Annotated in this window: 18 protein-coding genes and 1 tRNA gene; 10 read left to right on the forward strand and 9 right to left on the reverse strand. The window is 73.8% G+C overall.

Annotated features, from left to right (window positions below):
- The first annotated feature begins 45 nt into the window (after window positions 1-45).
- Window positions 46-1,305, forward strand: coding sequence for a glycosyltransferase family 87 protein (locus JQN83_RS13265; RefSeq protein WP_208567410.1), 1,260 nt, complete (start codon window positions 46-48; stop codon window positions 1,303-1,305).
- A gap of 231 nt (window positions 1,306-1,536) precedes the next feature.
- Here the strand turns inward: JQN83_RS13265 and JQN83_RS13270 are convergent, their stop codons facing one another.
- Complete coding sequence (locus JQN83_RS13270) at window positions 1,537-2,271, reverse strand: YcnI family copper-binding membrane protein (RefSeq protein WP_208567411.1); 735 nt, start codon at window positions 2,269-2,271, stop codon at window positions 1,537-1,539.
- A 17-nt stretch (window positions 2,272-2,288) separates the two neighbouring features.
- Window positions 2,289-3,944, reverse strand: coding sequence for a copper resistance CopC/CopD family protein (locus JQN83_RS13275; RefSeq protein ID WP_208567412.1), 1,656 nt, complete (start codon window positions 3,942-3,944; stop codon window positions 2,289-2,291).
- 337 nt (window positions 3,945-4,281) lie between these two features.
- Between JQN83_RS13275 and JQN83_RS13280 the strand changes: the two genes are divergently transcribed.
- Genes JQN83_RS13280 through JQN83_RS13290 form a run of 3 tightly spaced genes read left to right on the forward strand, consistent with a single transcriptional unit; the run spans window position 4,282 to window position 6,609 of the window.
- A complete protein-coding gene (locus tag JQN83_RS13280; protein WP_208567413.1) occupies window positions 4,282-4,809 on the forward strand; it encodes a MauE/DoxX family redox-associated membrane protein in 528 nt (175 codons plus the stop codon).
- Entirely contained in the window at window positions 4,802-5,518 is a 717-nt protein-coding gene (locus JQN83_RS13285; RefSeq protein ID WP_208567414.1) for a thioredoxin domain-containing protein, read from the forward strand. Before JQN83_RS13280 ends, JQN83_RS13285 begins: the two co-directional genes overlap by 8 nt.
- Window positions 5,515-6,609: a hypothetical protein gene (locus tag JQN83_RS13290; RefSeq protein WP_208567415.1), complete on the forward strand. Its 1,095-nt coding sequence runs from the start codon at window positions 5,515-5,517 to the stop codon at window positions 6,607-6,609. Before JQN83_RS13285 ends, JQN83_RS13290 begins: the two co-directional genes overlap by 4 nt.
- 134 nt (window positions 6,610-6,743) lie before the next feature.
- Here the strand turns inward: JQN83_RS13290 and JQN83_RS13295 are convergent, their stop codons facing one another.
- The 4 genes from JQN83_RS13295 to JQN83_RS13310 are packed head-to-tail and all read right to left on the reverse strand — an operon-like array spanning window position 6,744 to window position 9,419.
- Window positions 6,744-7,508 (reverse strand): energy-coupling factor ABC transporter ATP-binding protein, encoded by a 765-nt coding sequence (locus JQN83_RS13295; RefSeq protein WP_208567416.1) that lies wholly within the window; start codon window positions 7,506-7,508, stop codon window positions 6,744-6,746.
- Window positions 7,505-8,275: a cobalt ECF transporter T component CbiQ gene (gene cbiQ / locus JQN83_RS13300; RefSeq protein WP_208567417.1), complete on the reverse strand. Its 771-nt coding sequence runs from the start codon at window positions 8,273-8,275 to the stop codon at window positions 7,505-7,507. The genes JQN83_RS13295 and cbiQ overlap by 4 nt, the downstream gene beginning before the upstream one ends.
- 14 nt (window positions 8,276-8,289) lie before the next feature.
- Window positions 8,290-8,703, reverse strand: coding sequence for a PDGLE domain-containing protein (locus JQN83_RS13305; protein WP_208567418.1), 414 nt, complete (start codon window positions 8,701-8,703; stop codon window positions 8,290-8,292).
- Entirely contained in the window at window positions 8,700-9,419 is a 720-nt protein-coding gene (locus tag JQN83_RS13310; RefSeq protein WP_208567419.1) for an energy-coupling factor ABC transporter permease, read from the reverse strand. The genes JQN83_RS13305 and JQN83_RS13310 overlap by 4 nt, the downstream gene beginning before the upstream one ends.
- 351 nt (window positions 9,420-9,770) lie before the next feature.
- On the opposite strand from JQN83_RS13310, the gene bcp reads away from it, so the two are divergent.
- The 4 genes from bcp (at window position 9,771) to JQN83_RS13330 (ending at window position 11,886) form a co-directional block, all read left to right on the forward strand.
- Entirely contained in the window at window positions 9,771-10,247 is a 477-nt protein-coding gene (gene bcp, locus JQN83_RS13315; protein ID WP_208567420.1) for a thioredoxin-dependent thiol peroxidase, read from the forward strand.
- 52 nt (window positions 10,248-10,299) lie between these two features.
- Entirely contained in the window at window positions 10,300-11,202 is a 903-nt protein-coding gene (locus JQN83_RS13320; protein WP_208567421.1) for a helix-turn-helix domain-containing protein, read from the forward strand.
- Between the two features lie 5 nt (window positions 11,203-11,207).
- Window positions 11,208-11,293, forward strand: a tRNA-Leu gene (locus JQN83_RS13325).
- A 65-nt stretch (window positions 11,294-11,358) separates the two neighbouring features.
- Window positions 11,359-11,886, forward strand: coding sequence for a GNAT family N-acetyltransferase (locus tag JQN83_RS13330; RefSeq protein WP_208567422.1), 528 nt, complete (start codon window positions 11,359-11,361; stop codon window positions 11,884-11,886).
- 174 nt (window positions 11,887-12,060) lie between these two features.
- Here the strand turns inward: JQN83_RS13330 and JQN83_RS13335 are convergent, their stop codons facing one another.
- From JQN83_RS13335 to JQN83_RS13345, 3 genes are all read right to left on the reverse strand, one after another.
- A complete protein-coding gene (locus JQN83_RS13335; RefSeq protein ID WP_307799229.1) occupies window positions 12,061-13,140 on the reverse strand; it encodes an expansin EXLX1 family cellulose-binding protein in 1,080 nt (359 codons plus the stop codon).
- Between the two features lie 63 nt (window positions 13,141-13,203).
- A complete protein-coding gene (locus JQN83_RS13340; RefSeq protein ID WP_208567423.1) occupies window positions 13,204-13,521 on the reverse strand; it encodes a hypothetical protein in 318 nt (105 codons plus the stop codon).
- Between the two features lie 187 nt (window positions 13,522-13,708).
- Window positions 13,709-14,542, reverse strand: coding sequence for an O-methyltransferase (locus JQN83_RS13345; protein WP_208567424.1), 834 nt, complete (start codon window positions 14,540-14,542; stop codon window positions 13,709-13,711).
- 126 nt (window positions 14,543-14,668) lie between these two features.
- On the opposite strand from JQN83_RS13345, the gene JQN83_RS13350 reads away from it, so the two are divergent.
- On the forward strand, window positions 14,669-15,709 hold the full coding sequence (locus JQN83_RS13350) for an LCP family protein (protein WP_307799231.1): 1,041 nt from the start codon (window positions 14,669-14,671) through the stop codon (window positions 15,707-15,709).
- Between the two features lie 168 nt (window positions 15,710-15,877).
- On the forward strand, window positions 15,878-16,729 hold the full coding sequence (locus JQN83_RS13355) for a MurR/RpiR family transcriptional regulator (protein ID WP_208567425.1): 852 nt from the start codon (window positions 15,878-15,880) through the stop codon (window positions 16,727-16,729).
- The last annotated feature ends 9 nt before the right edge of the window (window positions 16,730-16,738 follow it).

The raw sequence follows: 16,738 nt of genomic DNA on the forward strand, positions 1-16,738 counted from the left end.
CCGCGCCTCGGCACTGTCGCGGGGTGGGACCGCTAGGGTTTCCCCGTGCCCGCCGAATCCGTCGCTTCCCCCGTCAACGCCCCGGAGGACCAGCGGAGCCGTACGGCCCGCCGGGTCGTCACGGTGGTGGCGTTGGCGGCCGTGCTGCCGGCGCTCTACCTGCCGGGCCTGGTGCACGACTTCTTCGACCTGAAGATCTACATGCGGGCGATGGACTGGTGGGCGTCCGGGCATCCGCTCTACGACTACGTGCAGCCCGACCGGGTGCAGGGTGAGCTGTACTTCACGTACCCGCCGTTCAGTGCCCTGCTGTTGCGGCCGTTCGGGGTGCTGCCGCTGGGCCTGACGATCGTCATCTTCACCGCGCTGACCTGCGTCGCCGTGGTGGTGACCACCCGGTGGCTGGTGCTGCCGGTGATCGAGCGGCACGGTCTGCACCGGACGTTCGCGCTCACCGTGGCGGTGCTGCTGGTCTTCGCGGTGGAGAGCACCCGGGAGACGATCACCTTCGGTCAGATCAACATGCTGCTGGTGGTGCTGATCCTGGCCGACCTGCTCTTCGCCGTACCGCAGGCGCGACGGTGGGCCGGGGTGGGCGTCGGGCTGGCCACGGCGCTCAAGCTCTTTCCGGGCATCTTCATCGTCTACCTGTTGGTGACCCGGCGCTGGCGGGCGGCCGTGGTGGCGAGTGTCACGGCGGCGGCGGCGACGCTGCTGGCCGCCGCGGTGGCCCCCCGCGACTCGTGGCGGTTCTGGACCCATGAGTTGTGGGCCACCGACCGGGTCGGGCGCACCGACTACACCGGCAACCAGTCGCTGTTCGGGCTGCTCAGCCGGATCGACGCCCCGCAGGAGCCGAACCGGCTGCTCTGGCTGGTGCTGGTCGTGGCGATCCTCGGGTACGGGCTGTGGCGGGCGGCCCGGGCCGCTGCGGCCGGCGACTGGTTGACCGGACTCACCCTCACCGGCCTGGTCGGCGGACTGGTCAGCCCGATCACCTGGACCCACCACATCTACTGGTTCATTCCGGCGGTGGTGGTGCTGGTGGACGCCGCGCTCGACGCCGACCGGGAGACCGAGGCGGGGGCGCGACGCCGTCGCCGGCTGCTCACCCTCGCCACCGGCACCGGCCTGGTGATCGTCTACGGGGTGGTCTCGTTCTACGACTGGGGGGTGGCGCCGGCCCGCACGGACACCCCCTGGGAGTTCCTCCTGCGCAACGCGTACGTGCTGCTGGCGCTGCTGCTGCTGGTGCTGTTGCCGGTCCGACGGGAGCGGCGGTCGACCGGTCGACCGACCCCATAAAGGGACAGATATTCCACTATCCGACTTTTAGCGGTAATCTGGTGTCAGCCAGTCATGGCTCGCAGCGCACCGATCCCCCGGTGAAGACGGCCCTCCGCGTCGGCAGCGCGGAGGGCCGTCACCGCGTCCACGCCCATCCGACGCCACCGCACGACGCGACCGTCCGACGCCACCGCACGACGCGTCCGGCCCGCCGGACAGGTCCGACGGGCCGGTGCGCGGTGGAACGGGTCAGGACTTCGGCGTCGGCTCCCGCCGGGTCCGGGCGAAGGCCAACCCGCCGAGGGCCAGCCCACCGAGCCCCGCCAGCAGACCGACGACACCCAGCACGACCGCCGTCGAACCCGAGTCGTCGTCATCGTCGTCGTCCTTCGCGGCCGGCGTGCCCGCCGCCGCCGGGGCCGCCGAGGGCGACCCGGCCGCCGCGGTCAGGGTCAGCACCGGCGCCGGGTTCTCCGGCTCCTCCGCGCCCGGCGTGGGCTCCTCGATCCAGCGCGACACGTTGCCGTCGGAGTAGGTCTGGAGCGTCTTGAGGACCATCTTGTCCACCTGCGGCAACGGACCCAACGAGATCGGGAACTCCTGGAACTCGCCAGGCTTGACGCCCCCACCGGCGGCGGCCGTCCAGGTCAGCTTGGACACCGCCTCGGTGAGCTGGCTGCCGTGCACCTCGATCGGCGGGTCCACCTTGCGCTTCTCCACCGCGACCGTCCACCCCGGCACCGGCATCGTGGAGACCGAGCCGACCGGGGCGTTCTCCGGCAGGTTCACCTCGATCTTGACGGTGGAGGCGGTGTCGCTCTCGTTGGGCACCCGGATGGCGAACCGGCCGTAGCCGCCCTGGGTCGCCTCCTTCGGGTTGACCGTGACGTGCGCCGCGGCCGGCCCGGTGAAGCCGAGCACCGTGGCGGTGACGGCGGCGAGGGTGAGCGCGGCGGCGGATGCGGAGCGCCGGATACGGATCATCGGGGACGGGCCCTTCCTTACTTGATCGGCACGGTGGCGGTCACCGTGGCCTGGTCGATGTCGGACGTACGGACCGTGAAACGCAGTTGCCACTGGCCCGCCGACGGGAAGCTGAACTCCCCCGTCGCGTGGTTGTCGGTGAGCTTGAGCAGCGGAATGTCGATCGGTTCCACCCCGGCCGAGGGCAACGCGGCGGTGGCCTTCCACTCCACCACCGGCTGCGGGCGGTTGTCCGGCGTGTAGGCGTACAGGTGCATCGAGTTGTTGCCCCGCTCGGCCGGGTCCAGCTCCACCTGGAGCGAGAAGAGCGGGCTGGTCAGCGTGGTCGAGTAGTAGCCGGCGTCGGCACCGGAGCCGCCGTCGACGGCGGTCCGGGCCGGTGGGGTCTGCACCAGGGTCGCCGTGACGCCGAGGATCACCGCAGTGACCGCCAACTCCACCCACACCGCACGCCGCACCGGCACCGGCCGGGCCGCCGCCGTCCGCCGTCGCACCAACTGTCGGGAGTACGCGGCCACCCCCACCACCAGCGCGAACAGCCCGATCTTGGCGAGCAGCAGCCGGCCGTACGTGGTGCCGGTGAGGGCCGCGACGGTGCCCACCTCGATCAGCCCCTGCACGACGCCGGCCAGCAGCAACGCCGCCACCGCCAACGCCGCCCAGCGGGACCAGATCGGCAGGATCGCCCCCAGCTCCCGCTCGTCGGCCCGGCGCAGCAGGAACCCGGCCAGCATCACCAGCCCGCCCAACCAGACCGCCATGCTGCCCAGGTGCACCGCGTCGACGAGCACCGACACCGCCGGTGCCGGGGAGGCAGCCGGGTGCCCGGCCAACGGCCAGGTGAACAACCCGGCCACCCCCAGCCCGGTCAGGATGATCCCGTCGGTACGCCCCACCGGCCCCCGGGTCAGCGGCCGGAGCAGGAACACCGCCGCCGCCAGCAGGCCCAGCCGGATCAGGTGTGCGGTGCCGTACCCGCTGCCCAGCACCTCGGACAGGCCCTCCCCGGTGACGTCGAACAACCCCCCACCGGCGGTGTACGGCACCTGCATCCACACCTCGGCCACCGTCGCGACGGCGAGCAGCCCCACCCCGGACCAGAGCAGCCGGGCCGGCCCCCGCCGGGACAGCCGCAGCGGCCAGAGCGCGGCCAGCACCAGCGCCGGACCCACCACCAGCAGCAGACCGGCGTACCCCAGGTATTTCGTCACCTTCACACCGACCCCGACCACCGGGTCGGCCCGGCTGTCCGAGCCGGCGTCGGTCGGCGGCGTCGACGGCGCCCCCACCGAGTAGGTGAACGCACCGGACACCGGGTGGCTGTCGGCGGAGATCACCCGGTAACTGACCAGGTAGGTGCCCTGCGGCCCGGCCGGGTCCACCCCGATCGTCACCACCGAGCCCTCGAAGCGGGGCTCACCCCGATCCGCCCGGGAACCGTCCGGGGCGATGACCCGCACCTTGTCGGGCACCTTGCGGACCGACTCGCTGAACGTCAGCACCACCTCCGACGGGGCGCTCGGCACCACCGCCGAGGCCACCGGGCTGCTGCTGGACAACACGGCGTGGGCGCTCGCCGGCCCGGCCGGGGCGAGCAACAGGGCGACGAGGGTGATCAGCAGGCCGGCGGCGGCACCCGCGCGGGCCAACCAGCGACGATCGACGGCGTTCATCCCGCCATGCTCGCTGACCGGAGGCCGATACGCCCACCCGGCCACCCCACGACGGCACGGCGCGTCCACGGCGGCCGGGGCACCTGCCGTAGGTGGTGGGACGTCATGAACGGGTAGTCGTTCGGCGGTGGGGAAAAGTTCCCGGCGTGAGCGGGACCATTCAAAGGGTCGAAGGACCCTGCCCCTCCCCGCCACGCCGCGTAGCGTGGCTAGTCGTGATCCCCGCCCACCGCGACCCCTCCGCCACCACCGGTGACGGCCCGCTGACCGGCCACCGGCCAACGGCGACCCGGCGACCACCCACCCCGGGGAACCCACCGACCGGGCGGTACGACCAATGGGCGTGACCGCAGCGCGTACCCCCGCCGGCCGTTGGCCCGTCGTCCGGCCCCGGCTCGGCCTCGCCGCCCGGCTCGGCCTCGCCGCCGTCTGGCTGTTCGCCGGTGGGGCCAAGGTCGGTGACCTGGCCGCCTCCGGACGGGCCGTCAACGCGTACCAGGTGATGCCCTACGAGGTGGCGACGGCGATCGGGGCCGCGCTGCCGTTCGTGGAGCTGGCGCTGGGCCTGCTCCTGCTCGCCGGGCTGGCGACCCGGCTGAGCGCCGGGATCTCCGCCGCGCTGCTGGTGGTCTTCATCGCCGGCATCGCCTCGGCCTGGGCGCGCGGCCTGGCCATCGACTGCGGGTGCTTCGGCAGCGGCGGGCAGCTCGCCGCCGGCCAGGCCCCGAGCTACCTCCCGGAGATACTCCGGGACCTGGGATTCCTGGCGCTGGCCGGATTCCTGCTGATCTGGCCCCGTAGCCCGTACTCGGTGGACGGCTGGCTCGCGGGCGACCCACCCGTGGAGGAGGACGACGATGAGTAGTCGCAAGGAACGCAACCAGGCCGCGCGGGTCGTCCGCGAGCAGCTCGCCCGCGAGAAGCGCCGCAAGCGGACCCTCTGGACCTCCGTCGGGGCGGTGGTGGTGCTGGTCATCGCCGGCCTGATCGGGTGGAGCGTCTACTCCAGCCAGAAGTCGGACACCTTCACCGCACCGCCCGGGGCGAACGACGCCGGCACCGGCGTCGTACTCGGCACCGGGCCCGTCACCATCGACCTCTACGAGGACTATCTCTGCCCGGTCTGCAAGGAGTTCCAGCAGACCAGCGGGGAGACCATCAACCAGTTGGTCTCCTCCGGCAAGGCCAAGGTGGTCTTCCACCCGGTCGCCTACCTCAACCGGTTCTCCACCACCGAATACTCCACCCGCTCCTCGGCCGCGTCCGGCTGCGCCGCCAAGGGCGGCAAGTTCAAGGAGTTCACCGACGCGCTCTTCGCCCAGCAGCCGCCGGAGGGCAGCGCCGGGCTGAGCAACGACCAGCTGATCGACATCGGCGCGGGCGTCGGGCTGAACAAGGACGACTTCGGTTCCTGCGTCAAGGACGGCACGTACACGGCGTGGACCGAACACGTCACCGAAGACGCCAGCAAGGACGGGGTCACCGGCACCCCGACCCTCAAGGTGAACGGCACCGCCGTGTCCGACCGCAGCCCGGCCGGCATCACCGCAGCGGTGGAGGCGGCCGGCAAGTGACCCCGGCACCCCTGCGACGGGCCGTCCTGCTGCTCGCCGCCGTACTGCTCGGCCTGCTCGGCTGCGCCGCACCGGCGTACGCGCACGGGGCGGACGCCCCCGACGGCACCGACTACCGCACCATGGTGACCGGGATCACCCCGGCCCGGCCGGGGCTGACCGTCCGGGCCGTCGAGGCGGGTGCCCGGCTGGAACTGGTCAACCACACCGACCGGGACGTCGAGGTGATCGGCTACTCCGGGGAGCCGTACCTGCGGGTCGGGCCGGGCGGGGTGTACGAGAACGTCCGCTCCCCCGCCACGTACCTCAACCGCACCCTGGCCGGGGACACCGCGTTGCCCGCCACCGCCGACCCGGCCGCCGCCCCGCAGTGGCGTCGGATCGGCGACGACAGGCGAGTCCGCTGGCACGATCAGCGGGCCCTGTGGCGGGAGTCCGGGGTGCCCGCCCCGGTGGCCGCCGACCCGGGCCGGGAGCACCGGGTCCGGGAGTGGACGGTGCCGTTGCGCGACGGCGACGAACCGGTCGAGCTGCGCGGCACCCTCGACTGGGTGCCGCCGCCGGACCCGTACCCGTGGTGGGTGGCCGCCACCCTCGGCGTCCTGCTGGTCGGCGCGGCGGGGCTGCTGCCGGCCGGTACCGGCGCGGGGACCCGGGCGCTGCGCGGCGTCGGCGCGGTGCTCGCCCTCGGCGGAGCCGCCGCCGTCGCCGTGGTGCTGGGCCGGGAGCTGGACGCCGGGGCGCAGGGCGTCGGCGGGGTGCTGCTCGGGCTGGCCGCCGGGCAACTCTGGCCGCTGCTGACCGGGCTGGGTGCGGTGGCCGCCGGGGGGTGGGCGGTGGCCCGCCGGCCCGCCGCCGACTTCGTGCTCGCGCTGGCCGGGGCGTGCCTGACCCTCGTCGTCGGCGTCGCCAACCTGACCGTGCTGTCCCGCGCCGTCGCCCCCGCGCCCTGGTCCGGCGGCGTCGCGCGGGTGCTGCTGACCGGGGTGCTGGTCGCCGGGGTCGGCGCGGTCGCCGCCGGCCTGCTCCGGCTGCACGCCGCCACCCGCGCCGCCGCGCCCCGACCCGCCGCCGACCCGGCCCGGACCTGACCGGCGACCCGGGGTGCCCCGTCGCCGTCCGGCCCGGGACCCGGGCCGCCGCCGGTGGGGCCCTGCCGACCGGCACCGAACCCGCCCCCACCGCAGCGCGGGGTACGCCCGTGGGAGTCGCCTGTCGGCGGTGGTCAGCCGATCGGTCGGGGGTGGAAGCCGTAGGGCAGTTCCAGGCGGTGGCGGGAGAGCAGCTCCGCGTCGGCGAGCAGGTCGGCGGTGGGGGCGTCGGCGACGATCCGGCCGGCGTCCAGGATGACCGCCCGCTCGCACAGCTCCGCCGCGTAGGGCAGGTCGTGGGTGACCATCAGCAGGGTCACCGGCAGGGCGCGCAGGATCCCGGCCAACTCCCGGCGGGCCGCCGGGTCCAGGTTGGACGACGGCTCGTCGAGGACCAGGATCTCCGGGCGCATCGCCAGCACGGTGGCCACCGCCACCCGGCGACGCTGCCCGAACGACAGGTGGTGCGGGGCCCGGTCCCGGTGCTCGGCCATCCCCACCGCGGTCAGCGCCTCATCCACCCGGGCGGCCAGCTCGGCCCCGCGCAACCCCAGGTTGGCCGGGCCGAACGCCACGTCCTCGGCCACCGTGGGCAGGAAGAGCTGATCGTCCGGGTCCTGGAAGACGATGCCCACCCGGCGACGGATCTCGGCCAGGGTGTCCCGGTCCCGGGACACCGTCAGCCCACCCACGCTCACCACCCCCTCGGTCGGGGTGAGGATGCCGTTGAGGTGCAGCACCAGCGTGGTCTTGCCGGCGCCGTTCGGGCCGAGCAGGGCCACCCGCCCACCGCGCGGCACGGCCAGGTCCACCCCGGCCAGGGCGACGTGACCGTCCGGGTACGCGTACCGGACGCCACGGACGTCGAGGGAGACAGCGGTCTGCACGTACCCGATCATGTCAGGACGACGGCGGTGGCGGCGATCGTCACCGCCACCAGCGGCACGGTGGCCGCCGCCACCCACTGCCCGGCGGTCGCCGCGCCGGACCCCTGCCAGACCGCCGGCATCCGCCCCGTGTAGCCCCGGGAGAGCATCGCCAGGTAGACCCGCTCACCACGTTCGAAGGCCCGCAGGAACAACGCGCCCACCCCGGCGGCGAAGCCGCGCAACTGCCACAGGAAACGCGGGTCGTCGCCCCGGGAGATCCGGGCCACCCGCATCCGGCGGGCCTCACCGACCAGCACGTCGAGGTAGCGCAGCATGAACGTGGCGATCTGGGTGATGATCTGCGGGCAGCGCAGCCGGTCCAGGCCGACGATCAGGTCCCGGGTGGTGGTCGTGGCGGCCAGCAGCAGCGACGCGAGCACCCCCAGGGTGCCCTTGGCGACGATGTTCCACGCCCCGTGCAGGCCGTCCACCGACAGGCTCAACCCGACGAACTCGGTGCGCGCGCCCGCGCCGAGGAACGGCAGGGCGACCGCGAACAGCACGAACGGCACCTCGATCGTGGCGCGCAGCAGCAGCCAGCGCGGGCCGACCCGGGCCAGTGCGGCGACGACGGCGACCAGCACGGCGTACCCGCCGAAGGCCCAGAACGCCTCGCGTGGGGTGGCCACCACGGCGATGGTGAACAGCACCATCGCGGTGATCTTCACCTCGGGCGCCAGCCGGTGCACCGGGGAGGGGGTGTCCCGGTAGAGCACGTGCGCGTGTCCGGCACCCACGTCGTACCGCCCGGTCAGCCGGCGGTGCCGGCGGGCTGCCGGTCGTCACGCGCGCCGCCGTCGGTGCCGGCCGGCTGACCGTCACCGCCCGCCGGGCGGCGACCACGCAGCAGCCAGAACAGGCCACCACCGACGGCGAAGGTGAGCAGCACCCCGACCACCCCGGACAGGCCCGTGGAGAGGAAGCCGTTGTCCACGCCCCGGATGCCGTAGTCGGCCAGCGGGCTGTCGGCCAACTCATGGTCCTTCGCCTGCCGGGCCGGGCAGGAACCGCCGGTGATCTCGTCGTCGGCGTTCACCGTGCAGCCCTTGAGCAGCGACGAGTCCAGACCGTCGGGGTGCGACGAGGCATAGTTGCTGACCACCCCGGCCAACACCAGGGCGACCAGCAGGCCCACCGCCACGAAACCCCAGGAACGCTTCCTCACCGGGCACCTCCGACAGCCGGGACGGGGGCCGGCGCGGTCGCCGGCTTCAGCGCGCGCAACGCGTACACCAGATCGGGTCGGACCTTGGCCACGGTGGCGACCGTGGTCGCGGTGATCAGCCCCTCGCCGATGCCGATCAGCAGGTGGACCCCGGCCATCGTGCCGGCCAGGCCGGTCAGGTTGCCGCCCAGGTCGGTGGTGCCGCCGAGCCAGTACTGCACGACGAACCCCTGGGAGGCGACGACCACGCTGACCAACGCCGAGACGAAGGCGGTCACCGCCAGGCCGGTGGGGGTGCGGGGCAGCACCCGCAGCAGGCCGGCGATCAGCAGGTACGCCGCCGCGGTGCCGAGCAGCGCCATGTTGGTGATGTTCAGGCCGAGCATCGCGACGCCGCCGTCGCCGAAGACCAGGGCCTGCACGATCAGCACCACCGACACGCAGAGCGCGCCGACCCACGGGCCGACCAGCAGGGCGGCGAGCGCGCCGCCGAGCAGGTGACCGGAGACCCCGGCCGTGAAGATCGGGAAGTTGAGCATCTGCACGGCGAAGATGAACGCGGCGACCAGGCCGGCCATCGGCGCGAGCCGGTCGTCCAGGTCACGCCGGCCGCGCAGCACGCAGAAGGTCAGGGCGGCCAGCGCGACGGCCGCGAAGACGCCCGCGACGGGACCGTTGATGATCCCGTTCGAGATGTGCATCGCCAGGGTTTCCACATGACCTCCAGTCGGCCGGCGTGCCCAGCCTATTTCCCGTTGGCTGTTGTTGCCAAGATGCGGCAACAAGGCACTGCGTTGTTCACCACCGGGCCATCGCCCGGCCGCCCGGGTCCCGCCGATGCGGCCGAAACACCGGACCATTGCCCGGCCGCCCCGGGTCCCGCCCACCCGGCTGGAACACCGGACCATGCGGGTCGTCCCGGAGAACCGGGTTCCGCACGCCCGCCGGGAGCACCGGCCGGCCCGGAGCACCAGCCGGCCCGAACGGCCCGGGGGACCGCCACCACGTCCCGGGCGCCCCGGCGGGGATCAGCCGGCACGTCACCCCCCGACGGTAGGGTCGTCGCCATGACCGCGCCCGACCGGCTCGCCCCCGGCGACCCCGCCCCCGACTTCACCCTCCCCACCGACACCGGGGAGACGCTCGCCCTGGCCGCGCTGCGCGGTCGCCGGGTCATCCTGTACGCCTACCCGGCCGCGATGACCCCCGGCTGCACCAGGCAGGCCTGCGACTTCCGTGACTCGCTCGCCTCGCTCCAGGCCGCCGGTTACGAAGTGGTCGGCATCTCCCCCGACCAGCCCGCCAAGCTGGCGAAGTTCCGCGAGCGCGACGCCATCACCTTTCCGCTGGTCGCCGACGTCGACAAGGCGGTGCTCACCGCGTACGGCGCCTTCGGCGAGAAGCAGTCCTACGGCCGTACGGTGACCGGGGTGATCCGGTCCACCTTCGTCATCGACCCGGACGGAAAGATCGAGCACGCGTTCTACAACGTCAAGGCGACCGGCCACGTCGCCAAGCTGCGCCGCGACCTCGGCCTCGACTGAACACGTCCGGCCGGCGGCCGATGCTGTCGGACCTCGCCGCTACCGTGCGTGGGTGACCCGATACAGGTATCCACCGGAGATGCTCGCCCAGGCGGCGGCGGGGTCCCGCAGTGTCGCCGACGTCCTGCGCGTTCTCGGGGTCCGGTTCAGCGGTGGTTCACACGCGCACATCAGTCGCCAGCTCAAACGACTGGGCATCGACACCTCCCACTTCACCCGCCGGCCGGGTGTGGGCGGCAGACCGTCCGGGCGGCGCACCCCGTCGGTCCAGGTTCTGCGTCCACTGCCTCCGGGTTCCCGACGGGTGCCGGGAGCCCGCCTGAAGGCCGCGCTGCGTGACATCGGCGTCCCCGACGGGTGCGAGGGGTGCGGCACCGGCCCGTTCTGGCAGGGTCGTCCGCTGACCCTGCACGTGGACCACCTCAGCGGCGACTTCCTCGACAACCGGCCGCCGAACCTGCGGCTGCTCTGCCCGAACTGCCACAGCCAGACCCCGACCTACGCCGGGCGTCACCGGTCCGGCGTCGGGGCCCGCCCGTCCGGCGCGGTGCCCGGCGTCGCCGTCCCGCCGCCGGCCGCGTCCCGTCCGCCGGCACCGGCACCTGTCGACGCGGAGCGGGTAGCGGAGGTGGTCCGACAGGTGGAGGCGGGTGTCATCGGGCCGAGCGAGGCGGCCCGGCGGATCGGCTGCCACCGCAACCACGTCGCCCGGCTCCGCCGACGGCTCGCCACCACCGGCACCGCCGCCGTCCTGCTCCGACCGCGCAGCGGCTCACCGCACCAGGAAACCGTCCTGCGGTACGCACTGGCCCGTCCCGATCTGGGGCCACGGAAACTCGCCGCGTTCATCCGTGAGGCGACCGGCGACGCCTGCGTCGTCAGTCACGGGACGGTATCGAACATTCTGCGCCGGGCCGGGATCTCCACCGTTTCCGCGCGACGCTCTAAACTCTGACCCGAGCGGGAGTGGCGGAATGGCAGACGCGGTAGGTTTAGGTCCTATTGTCCGAAAGGACGTGGGGGTTCAAGTCCCCCCTCCCGCACCACACGGCCCTGTCGGGAGGGTCACGATCGCGGGCGCACGACGCGTCGGCGCAGCAGGATCGGCAGGGTGAGCCTGCGTTTCGTCCTCGGCCCCGACCTCACCCCCGCACTGCGTGAGCAGATCGTCGACCTCTGGGTCGACGTCACCAACGCCGGCGGCGCGGTCGGCTTCGTCGCCCCGGTCACCACCGCCGACGTACGTCCCCTCGCCGAGGCCACCTTCGCCGCCGTCACCGACGGTCCGGACCGGATACTGGTCGGCTACGAGGCTGACCGACCGGTCGCGGTGCTGTTCCTCGCCGACAACCGGTTCGGCTTGAAGGCGCACTGGGGCATCCTCAAGCGGGTGATGGTGCACCCGGCCACCCAGGGGCGCGGCCAGGGGCAGGCCCTGATGCGGGAGGCCGCCCGGCGCGCGCCCGAGCTGGGTTGGCGGGCGCTGCACGTGACGGTGCGCGGCGGGCTGGGACTGGAGAGGTTCTACGACCGGCTCGGTTACCGGGAGGTGGGCCGGCTGCCGGGCGCGCTGCGGGTGGCAGCCGACGACGACCGGGACGAGATCCTCATGTGGCGGGACCTGGACACCCTGGACTGACCGTCCGACGGACCGCGCTCGACCGACACCGGGTCGACCCGGCGGCGTCCGGCCGGCCCCGCTCCCGACGCGGCCGGCCCCGCTCCCGACGGACGGGCCGCTCCGGCAACCGGGCGACGCGCGGCTGGTCCCGCCGAGCCGAGGCGGGCAGCGGCGGTGGAGGACCGGCGGGAGTCAGCTCCGGGACGTGCAGTCGACCGGCCGGCCCGCGCCCGGCTCCGCCTTCGACGCGGCGAGCGCGGGTGGGTCGCTGACCTCCGGCGCGCCTGGTGAACTGGCGGAGGCGACCGCCGACGGGCTGGCGGTGGCCCGGGTCGGGCTGGCGGCGGGGCTCGGGGAGGACGGCCGGCTGGTCGGGTTCTTCCGCGCGGCGGGGGCGCTGCCGCCGTACATCTTCACGGTGCTGCGCTGGACCCGGCCGGGGGACATGGTGACGCCGCTGGCGGTGACGCGGTGGCCGTACACGTCGGTGACCCGGACGGCGTACGGGCCGGGACCGGCTCCGGAGTCGATCTGCCAGTAGTTGTAGTCCTGCCGGGCGGCGGCACGCCAGGCACCGGAGCCCTGGCGTACCTCGACGGCGCGCAGCGGGTTGCCGTGCTCGGCGACCAGCACCGCGAACCAGTACTGCGACGCGCCCTCCTTGATCCGGAAGGTGAGCGGGCCGGACAGTGGCGGGTCGACGGCCGCGCGGTAGCTGACGTTGACGATGCCCTGCACCGGGTCGGCGATCCTGGCGAACGCCTCGCGGGAGAGGTCGACGTGCCCGGGGGCGCACTCCGGGCACTGGTCCATGATCAGGACCCGGACGGTGCCCCGGGGGCCGGTGACGTCGAGGTACCCGCCGCAGGCCGCGCCGGCGCTGTACTCGGTGGGGCCGAGGGCCACGTACATCCGGTCGGCCGGGGCGGACGGGTAGGAGCAGTTCCCGCCGGCCCCCTTCGAGTCGTAGAAGGTGGCTTTTCCCTTGTGGACCGTACTCCCGGTGGGTGGGGCCGCCAGTGCCAGCGGCCCGGCGGCCACCGGCCCGGCACCGGCCAGCGCGACCGGCGGGGCGGCGCAGGCGGGGGCGGCTCCGGAGCGCAGCGCGAGGCTCAGCCCGAGCACGGTGGCGAGCGCGGCGACGCCACCGGCGGCCAGCCAGCGGCGACGTCCGCCACCCCGGGCGCGGCGACGCCCCGGCCCGGAACGCGCGGCGGGGGTGCGACCGCCCGGCCCGGAGTCGGGTTGCTGGGACACGCTGCCATCGGTCACGCCGACCGATGCTGCCGCAGTCGACGACCCGGGGACAAGCGGGCTAAGCGAAAGCTAAGCCGGTCAGCCGATCCGGTTGCGGTGGAGGCCAGACGCGATCACGGTGAGCGACCGTAGCGGTTCGGCGGTCTCCGGCCGGGTACGCAGCAGGTCCTCCAGGCGGACCCGCCAGCGGCCGGCTTCGACGGCGGCGGCCTCGGGCGTGGTCCGGGCCCATGGCAGCAGCCGCCGCCGGGTGTCCTGGAGGGAGCCGGCGTGGTCGGGGCCGAGCAGTTCACCGAGTTCGGCGCGCAGCCAGTCGAAGAGTTCGTCGTCGGGGACGCTCGCGACGATCAGGCGGGCCATGTCCCAGGCCACGCGGGGGTGGTGGAGAACCTGCATGCCGACTCCTCCGTCGGTGGTGACGATTCGACAATCATCGATCCGGCACCGTGCCGGGGGCAACACCCGGCCGGCGGAGTACGGCTCGGCCGTCCGGCACCGGTCGGGCACGGCGGCCCGCCCCACCCGGGGTCCACGGCGGTCGCCCCGGCTCCGCGGGTCGCCCCGGTTCCGCGGGGCGGGCCGCTCACCAGGCGACACCGATGCCGTCGCCGGGGTACCAGTGGTCGAGCGGGGTCTCGCGGTAGGCGAGGAACCGGCGGCCGGTGCGTTCGGCGTGTTCGGCGAGCACCCCGGTGGTGGTGACGTTGTCGGTGAGCAGGATCGCGCCGGGCGCCAGCTTCGGCTCGACGGCGTCGAACTCGCGGCGTTCGTGGTCGTGGCTGTGGTCGCTGTCGTGCAGGAACAGGTCGACCGGCCGCTCCAGGGCGGCGATCGCGGTGACCGAGTCGCCGACCACCAGGTCGATCACGTCGGCCCAGGGTGCGCTGCGGGCCAGGTAGCCGGCCTCCGGGTTGACGTCCAGCGAGGTGAGCCGGCCGGGGTGCCCCTCGGCGGCGTTGCGCAGCAGGGCGGCGGCGAGGACGCAGCTACCCAACCCCTTGTCGGTGCCGGTCTCGACGACGTGGGTGGGCCGGGTGGCCCGGACGATCGCGTACCAGCCGACCCGGCGCGCGTAGCGGACCCGCCGGTCGGCCAAGCCGCGCCGGGCGGACCGGGCGGTGGCCTGTTCGATGTGCCGGCGCAGCGCCGCGTCGCCGGTGATCTCGGCGAGGTGGCCCCGGACCCGGGCCACCGGGACGTCGCAGACCACGCTGACGAACCAGGTCAGGTGCTCCCGGCTGAGCCGGGTCAGTTCGTAGGTGTAGTTGTGGTGCTCCCGGGAGGTGGCCAGCCAGCGGGCCGAGGTGCGCAGCACCTTCGCGTCGTACCTGGCGACCCGGGCGAGCCGCCCGGGGAAGGCGGCCACCGGTGCCAGCGGGGTGCGGGCGATGGCCCGGCGCAGTCTCGTCGCATCCACGGCGCGGTTTCTATCAGCCGCAGGTGACGGGCGGCTGAACGTCCAGCGTACGGCGACTCTTCGGGCCTCGGGCCGTCGGGCGAACGCGGGCTGCCGTACTGGGTGACGACTCAGTAGCATGCGGCCGTGCCAGCAAGTGAGAACGCTTCGGAACCCGCTCCGACCCGGTCCGACGACGCCCCGGGGTCGCCGCCGAAGCGTCGACGGGGCTGGCGGATCGCACTGATCGTGCTGCTGGCCCTGGCCCTGCTGGGGGCGGGTGGCGTCGGCGCGGGCGCGCTCTATCTGCGCTCGGTCGACAAGGACGTCGAGCGGGTGGACGCCTTCACCGGGGTGCCGCCGCAGGACCGACCGCCGGTGGTGGCCCGGGACGCCATGAACATCATGATCCTGGGCAGCGACTCCCGGGACCCGGAACGGACCGAGGGGTCCCGCACCGACACGATCATCCTGGCCCACCTGCCGAAGGACCGGAAGAGCGCCCAACTCGTCTCGATCCCCCGGGACACCTGGGTCCGCGTACCCCGGTCGGCGGACGGCCGGCACGGCGGCCGGACCGCGAAGATCAACGCGGCGTACGCCTGGGGTGGGATTCCGCTGATGGTGCAGACCGTCGAGGAGTTCACCCGGGTGCACGTCGACCACGTGGCGGTGGTCGACTTCGCTGGCTTCCAGGAGATCATCGACGCGCTGGGCGGGGTGGACATCACCGTCGACCACCGGTTCACCTCGATCCATCCGCCGCTGCGCACCTTCCCCGCCGGCCGGCAGACGATGGACGGGGCGACGGCGCTGGACTACTCCCGGCAGCGCAAGCAGTTCCCGGACGGCGACTTCGCCCGGATCCGGCACCAGCAGCAGGTGATCCGGGCGATCCTCGACAAGGCGGCCACCGGCGGCATCCTGACCAGTCCGGGGAAGCTCAACGACTTCGTCCGGGCCGCCTCGTCGTCGGTCTCCGTCGACCGGGAGATGTCGCTGCTGGATCTGGCGACCGAGCTGCGCGGCCTGCGCGGCGGCAACCTCACCTTCGTCACCAGCCCGTCGCGGGGCACCGGCCGGGTGGGCACCGAGAGCGTGGTCTTCGCCGACGAGCAGAAGTCCGAGGCGTTCTACGACGCGATCCGCCGGGACGCCACCGCCGAGATCGTCCGCGCCGCCCGCTGAGGCGGACGGCGACCACCGGCCCCGACGGCAGGCACCCGCGGCCCGGCGGCCCAGCGTCCCGGCGGCCCAGCGGCCCAGCGGCCCGGACGACGATCGCCTGTCCGCGCGGCGTCGGTCGGGAGGCGGCCGGTGGTTGCTCCTGAAATATTTCATGCATAGAGTCGCGGCATGAATGACGGAGCCGTCGCCGCGCCGCCGGACCGGCTGCTCGACCTGTTCCACGGGGTCCGGCTCACCCCCACCCAACGGCGCATCGCGCACTGCCTCGTGCAGCACGCCGCCACCGTGGCCTACCTGTCGGCGGCCGAGGTGGCGGAGCTTGCCGGGGTCAGCCAGCCGTCGGTGACCCGGTTCGCCGTGGCGCTCGGCCACGACGGCTACCCGGCGCTGCGCCGCCGGCTGCGCGAGCTGACCGCCGCCGGCCCCGACGGTCGCCCCGACGACGGCAACGAACTGCAACTCGCGGTACGCGCCGAGATGGCCAACCTGGACCGGCTGGCCGGCGAACTGGCCGACCGGGACAGGATCGCCACCGCCGGTCGGCTGCTCGCGGCGAGCCGCCCACTGCCGGTGCTCGGCCTGCGGGCCGCCGCGCCGCTGGCCGCCTACTTCGCGTACTTCGCCGCCAAGGTGCTGCCCGACGTCCGGGTCCTCGACGACGGTGGCAGCCTGCTCACCGACCGGCTCGAACAGGCCGCCTCGGCCGGGGCGGACGCGCTGCTCGCCTTCGTGCTGCCCCGCTACCCCCGGGAGACCCTCGACGCGCTGCGCGCCGCCCGCGACGCCGGCCTCACCGTCGTCGCGATCACCGACTCCCCGGTCAGCCCCGCCACCGAGTACGCCGAGCTGGTGCTCCCCGCCGCAGTCGGCACCGACCTCGTCTTCGACCTGCACACCGCCCCGATGACCCTGGCCATGGTGGTGCTCCAGGCGATCTGTGACGCCGCCCCGATCCAGACCCAGCGCCGTTTGGAGGCGTTCGAGTCGTCCGCCGCCCGTCGTCAGTTGTTCCTCGGCTGAGAGGAGTAC

Origin of the sequence: Micromonospora antibiotica (assembly GCF_017599305.1) — a bacterium.
Taxonomy (GTDB): Bacteria; Actinomycetota; Actinomycetes; order Mycobacteriales; family Micromonosporaceae; genus Micromonospora; species Micromonospora antibiotica.

What these genes read in the sequence shown, in the direction of transcription:
- JQN83_RS13270 (WP_208567411.1), bottom strand. Translation starts at nt 2,271, where the DNA reads ATGATCCGTATCCGGCGCTCCGCATCCGCCGCCGCGCTCACCCTCGCC.
- JQN83_RS13275 (WP_208567412.1), bottom strand. Translation starts at nt 3,944, where the DNA reads ATGAACGCCGTCGATCGTCGCTGGTTGGCCCGCGCGGGTGCCGCCGCC.
- JQN83_RS13280 (WP_208567413.1), top strand. Translation starts at nt 4,282, where the DNA reads ATGGGCGTGACCGCAGCGCGTACCCCCGCCGGCCGTTGGCCCGTCGTC.
- JQN83_RS13285 (WP_208567414.1), top strand. Translation starts at nt 4,802, where the DNA reads ATGAGTAGTCGCAAGGAACGCAACCAGGCCGCGCGGGTCGTCCGCGAG.
- JQN83_RS13295 (WP_208567416.1), bottom strand. Translation starts at nt 7,508, where the DNA reads ATGATCGGGTACGTGCAGACCGCTGTCTCCCTCGACGTCCGTGGCGTC.
- bcp (WP_208567420.1), top strand. Translation starts at nt 9,771, where the DNA reads ATGACCGCGCCCGACCGGCTCGCCCCCGGCGACCCCGCCCCCGACTTC.
- JQN83_RS13340 (WP_208567423.1), bottom strand. Translation starts at nt 13,521, where the DNA reads ATGCAGGTTCTCCACCACCCCCGCGTGGCCTGGGACATGGCCCGCCTG.
- JQN83_RS13355 (WP_208567425.1), top strand. Translation starts at nt 15,878, where the DNA reads ATGAATGACGGAGCCGTCGCCGCGCCGCCGGACCGGCTGCTCGACCTG.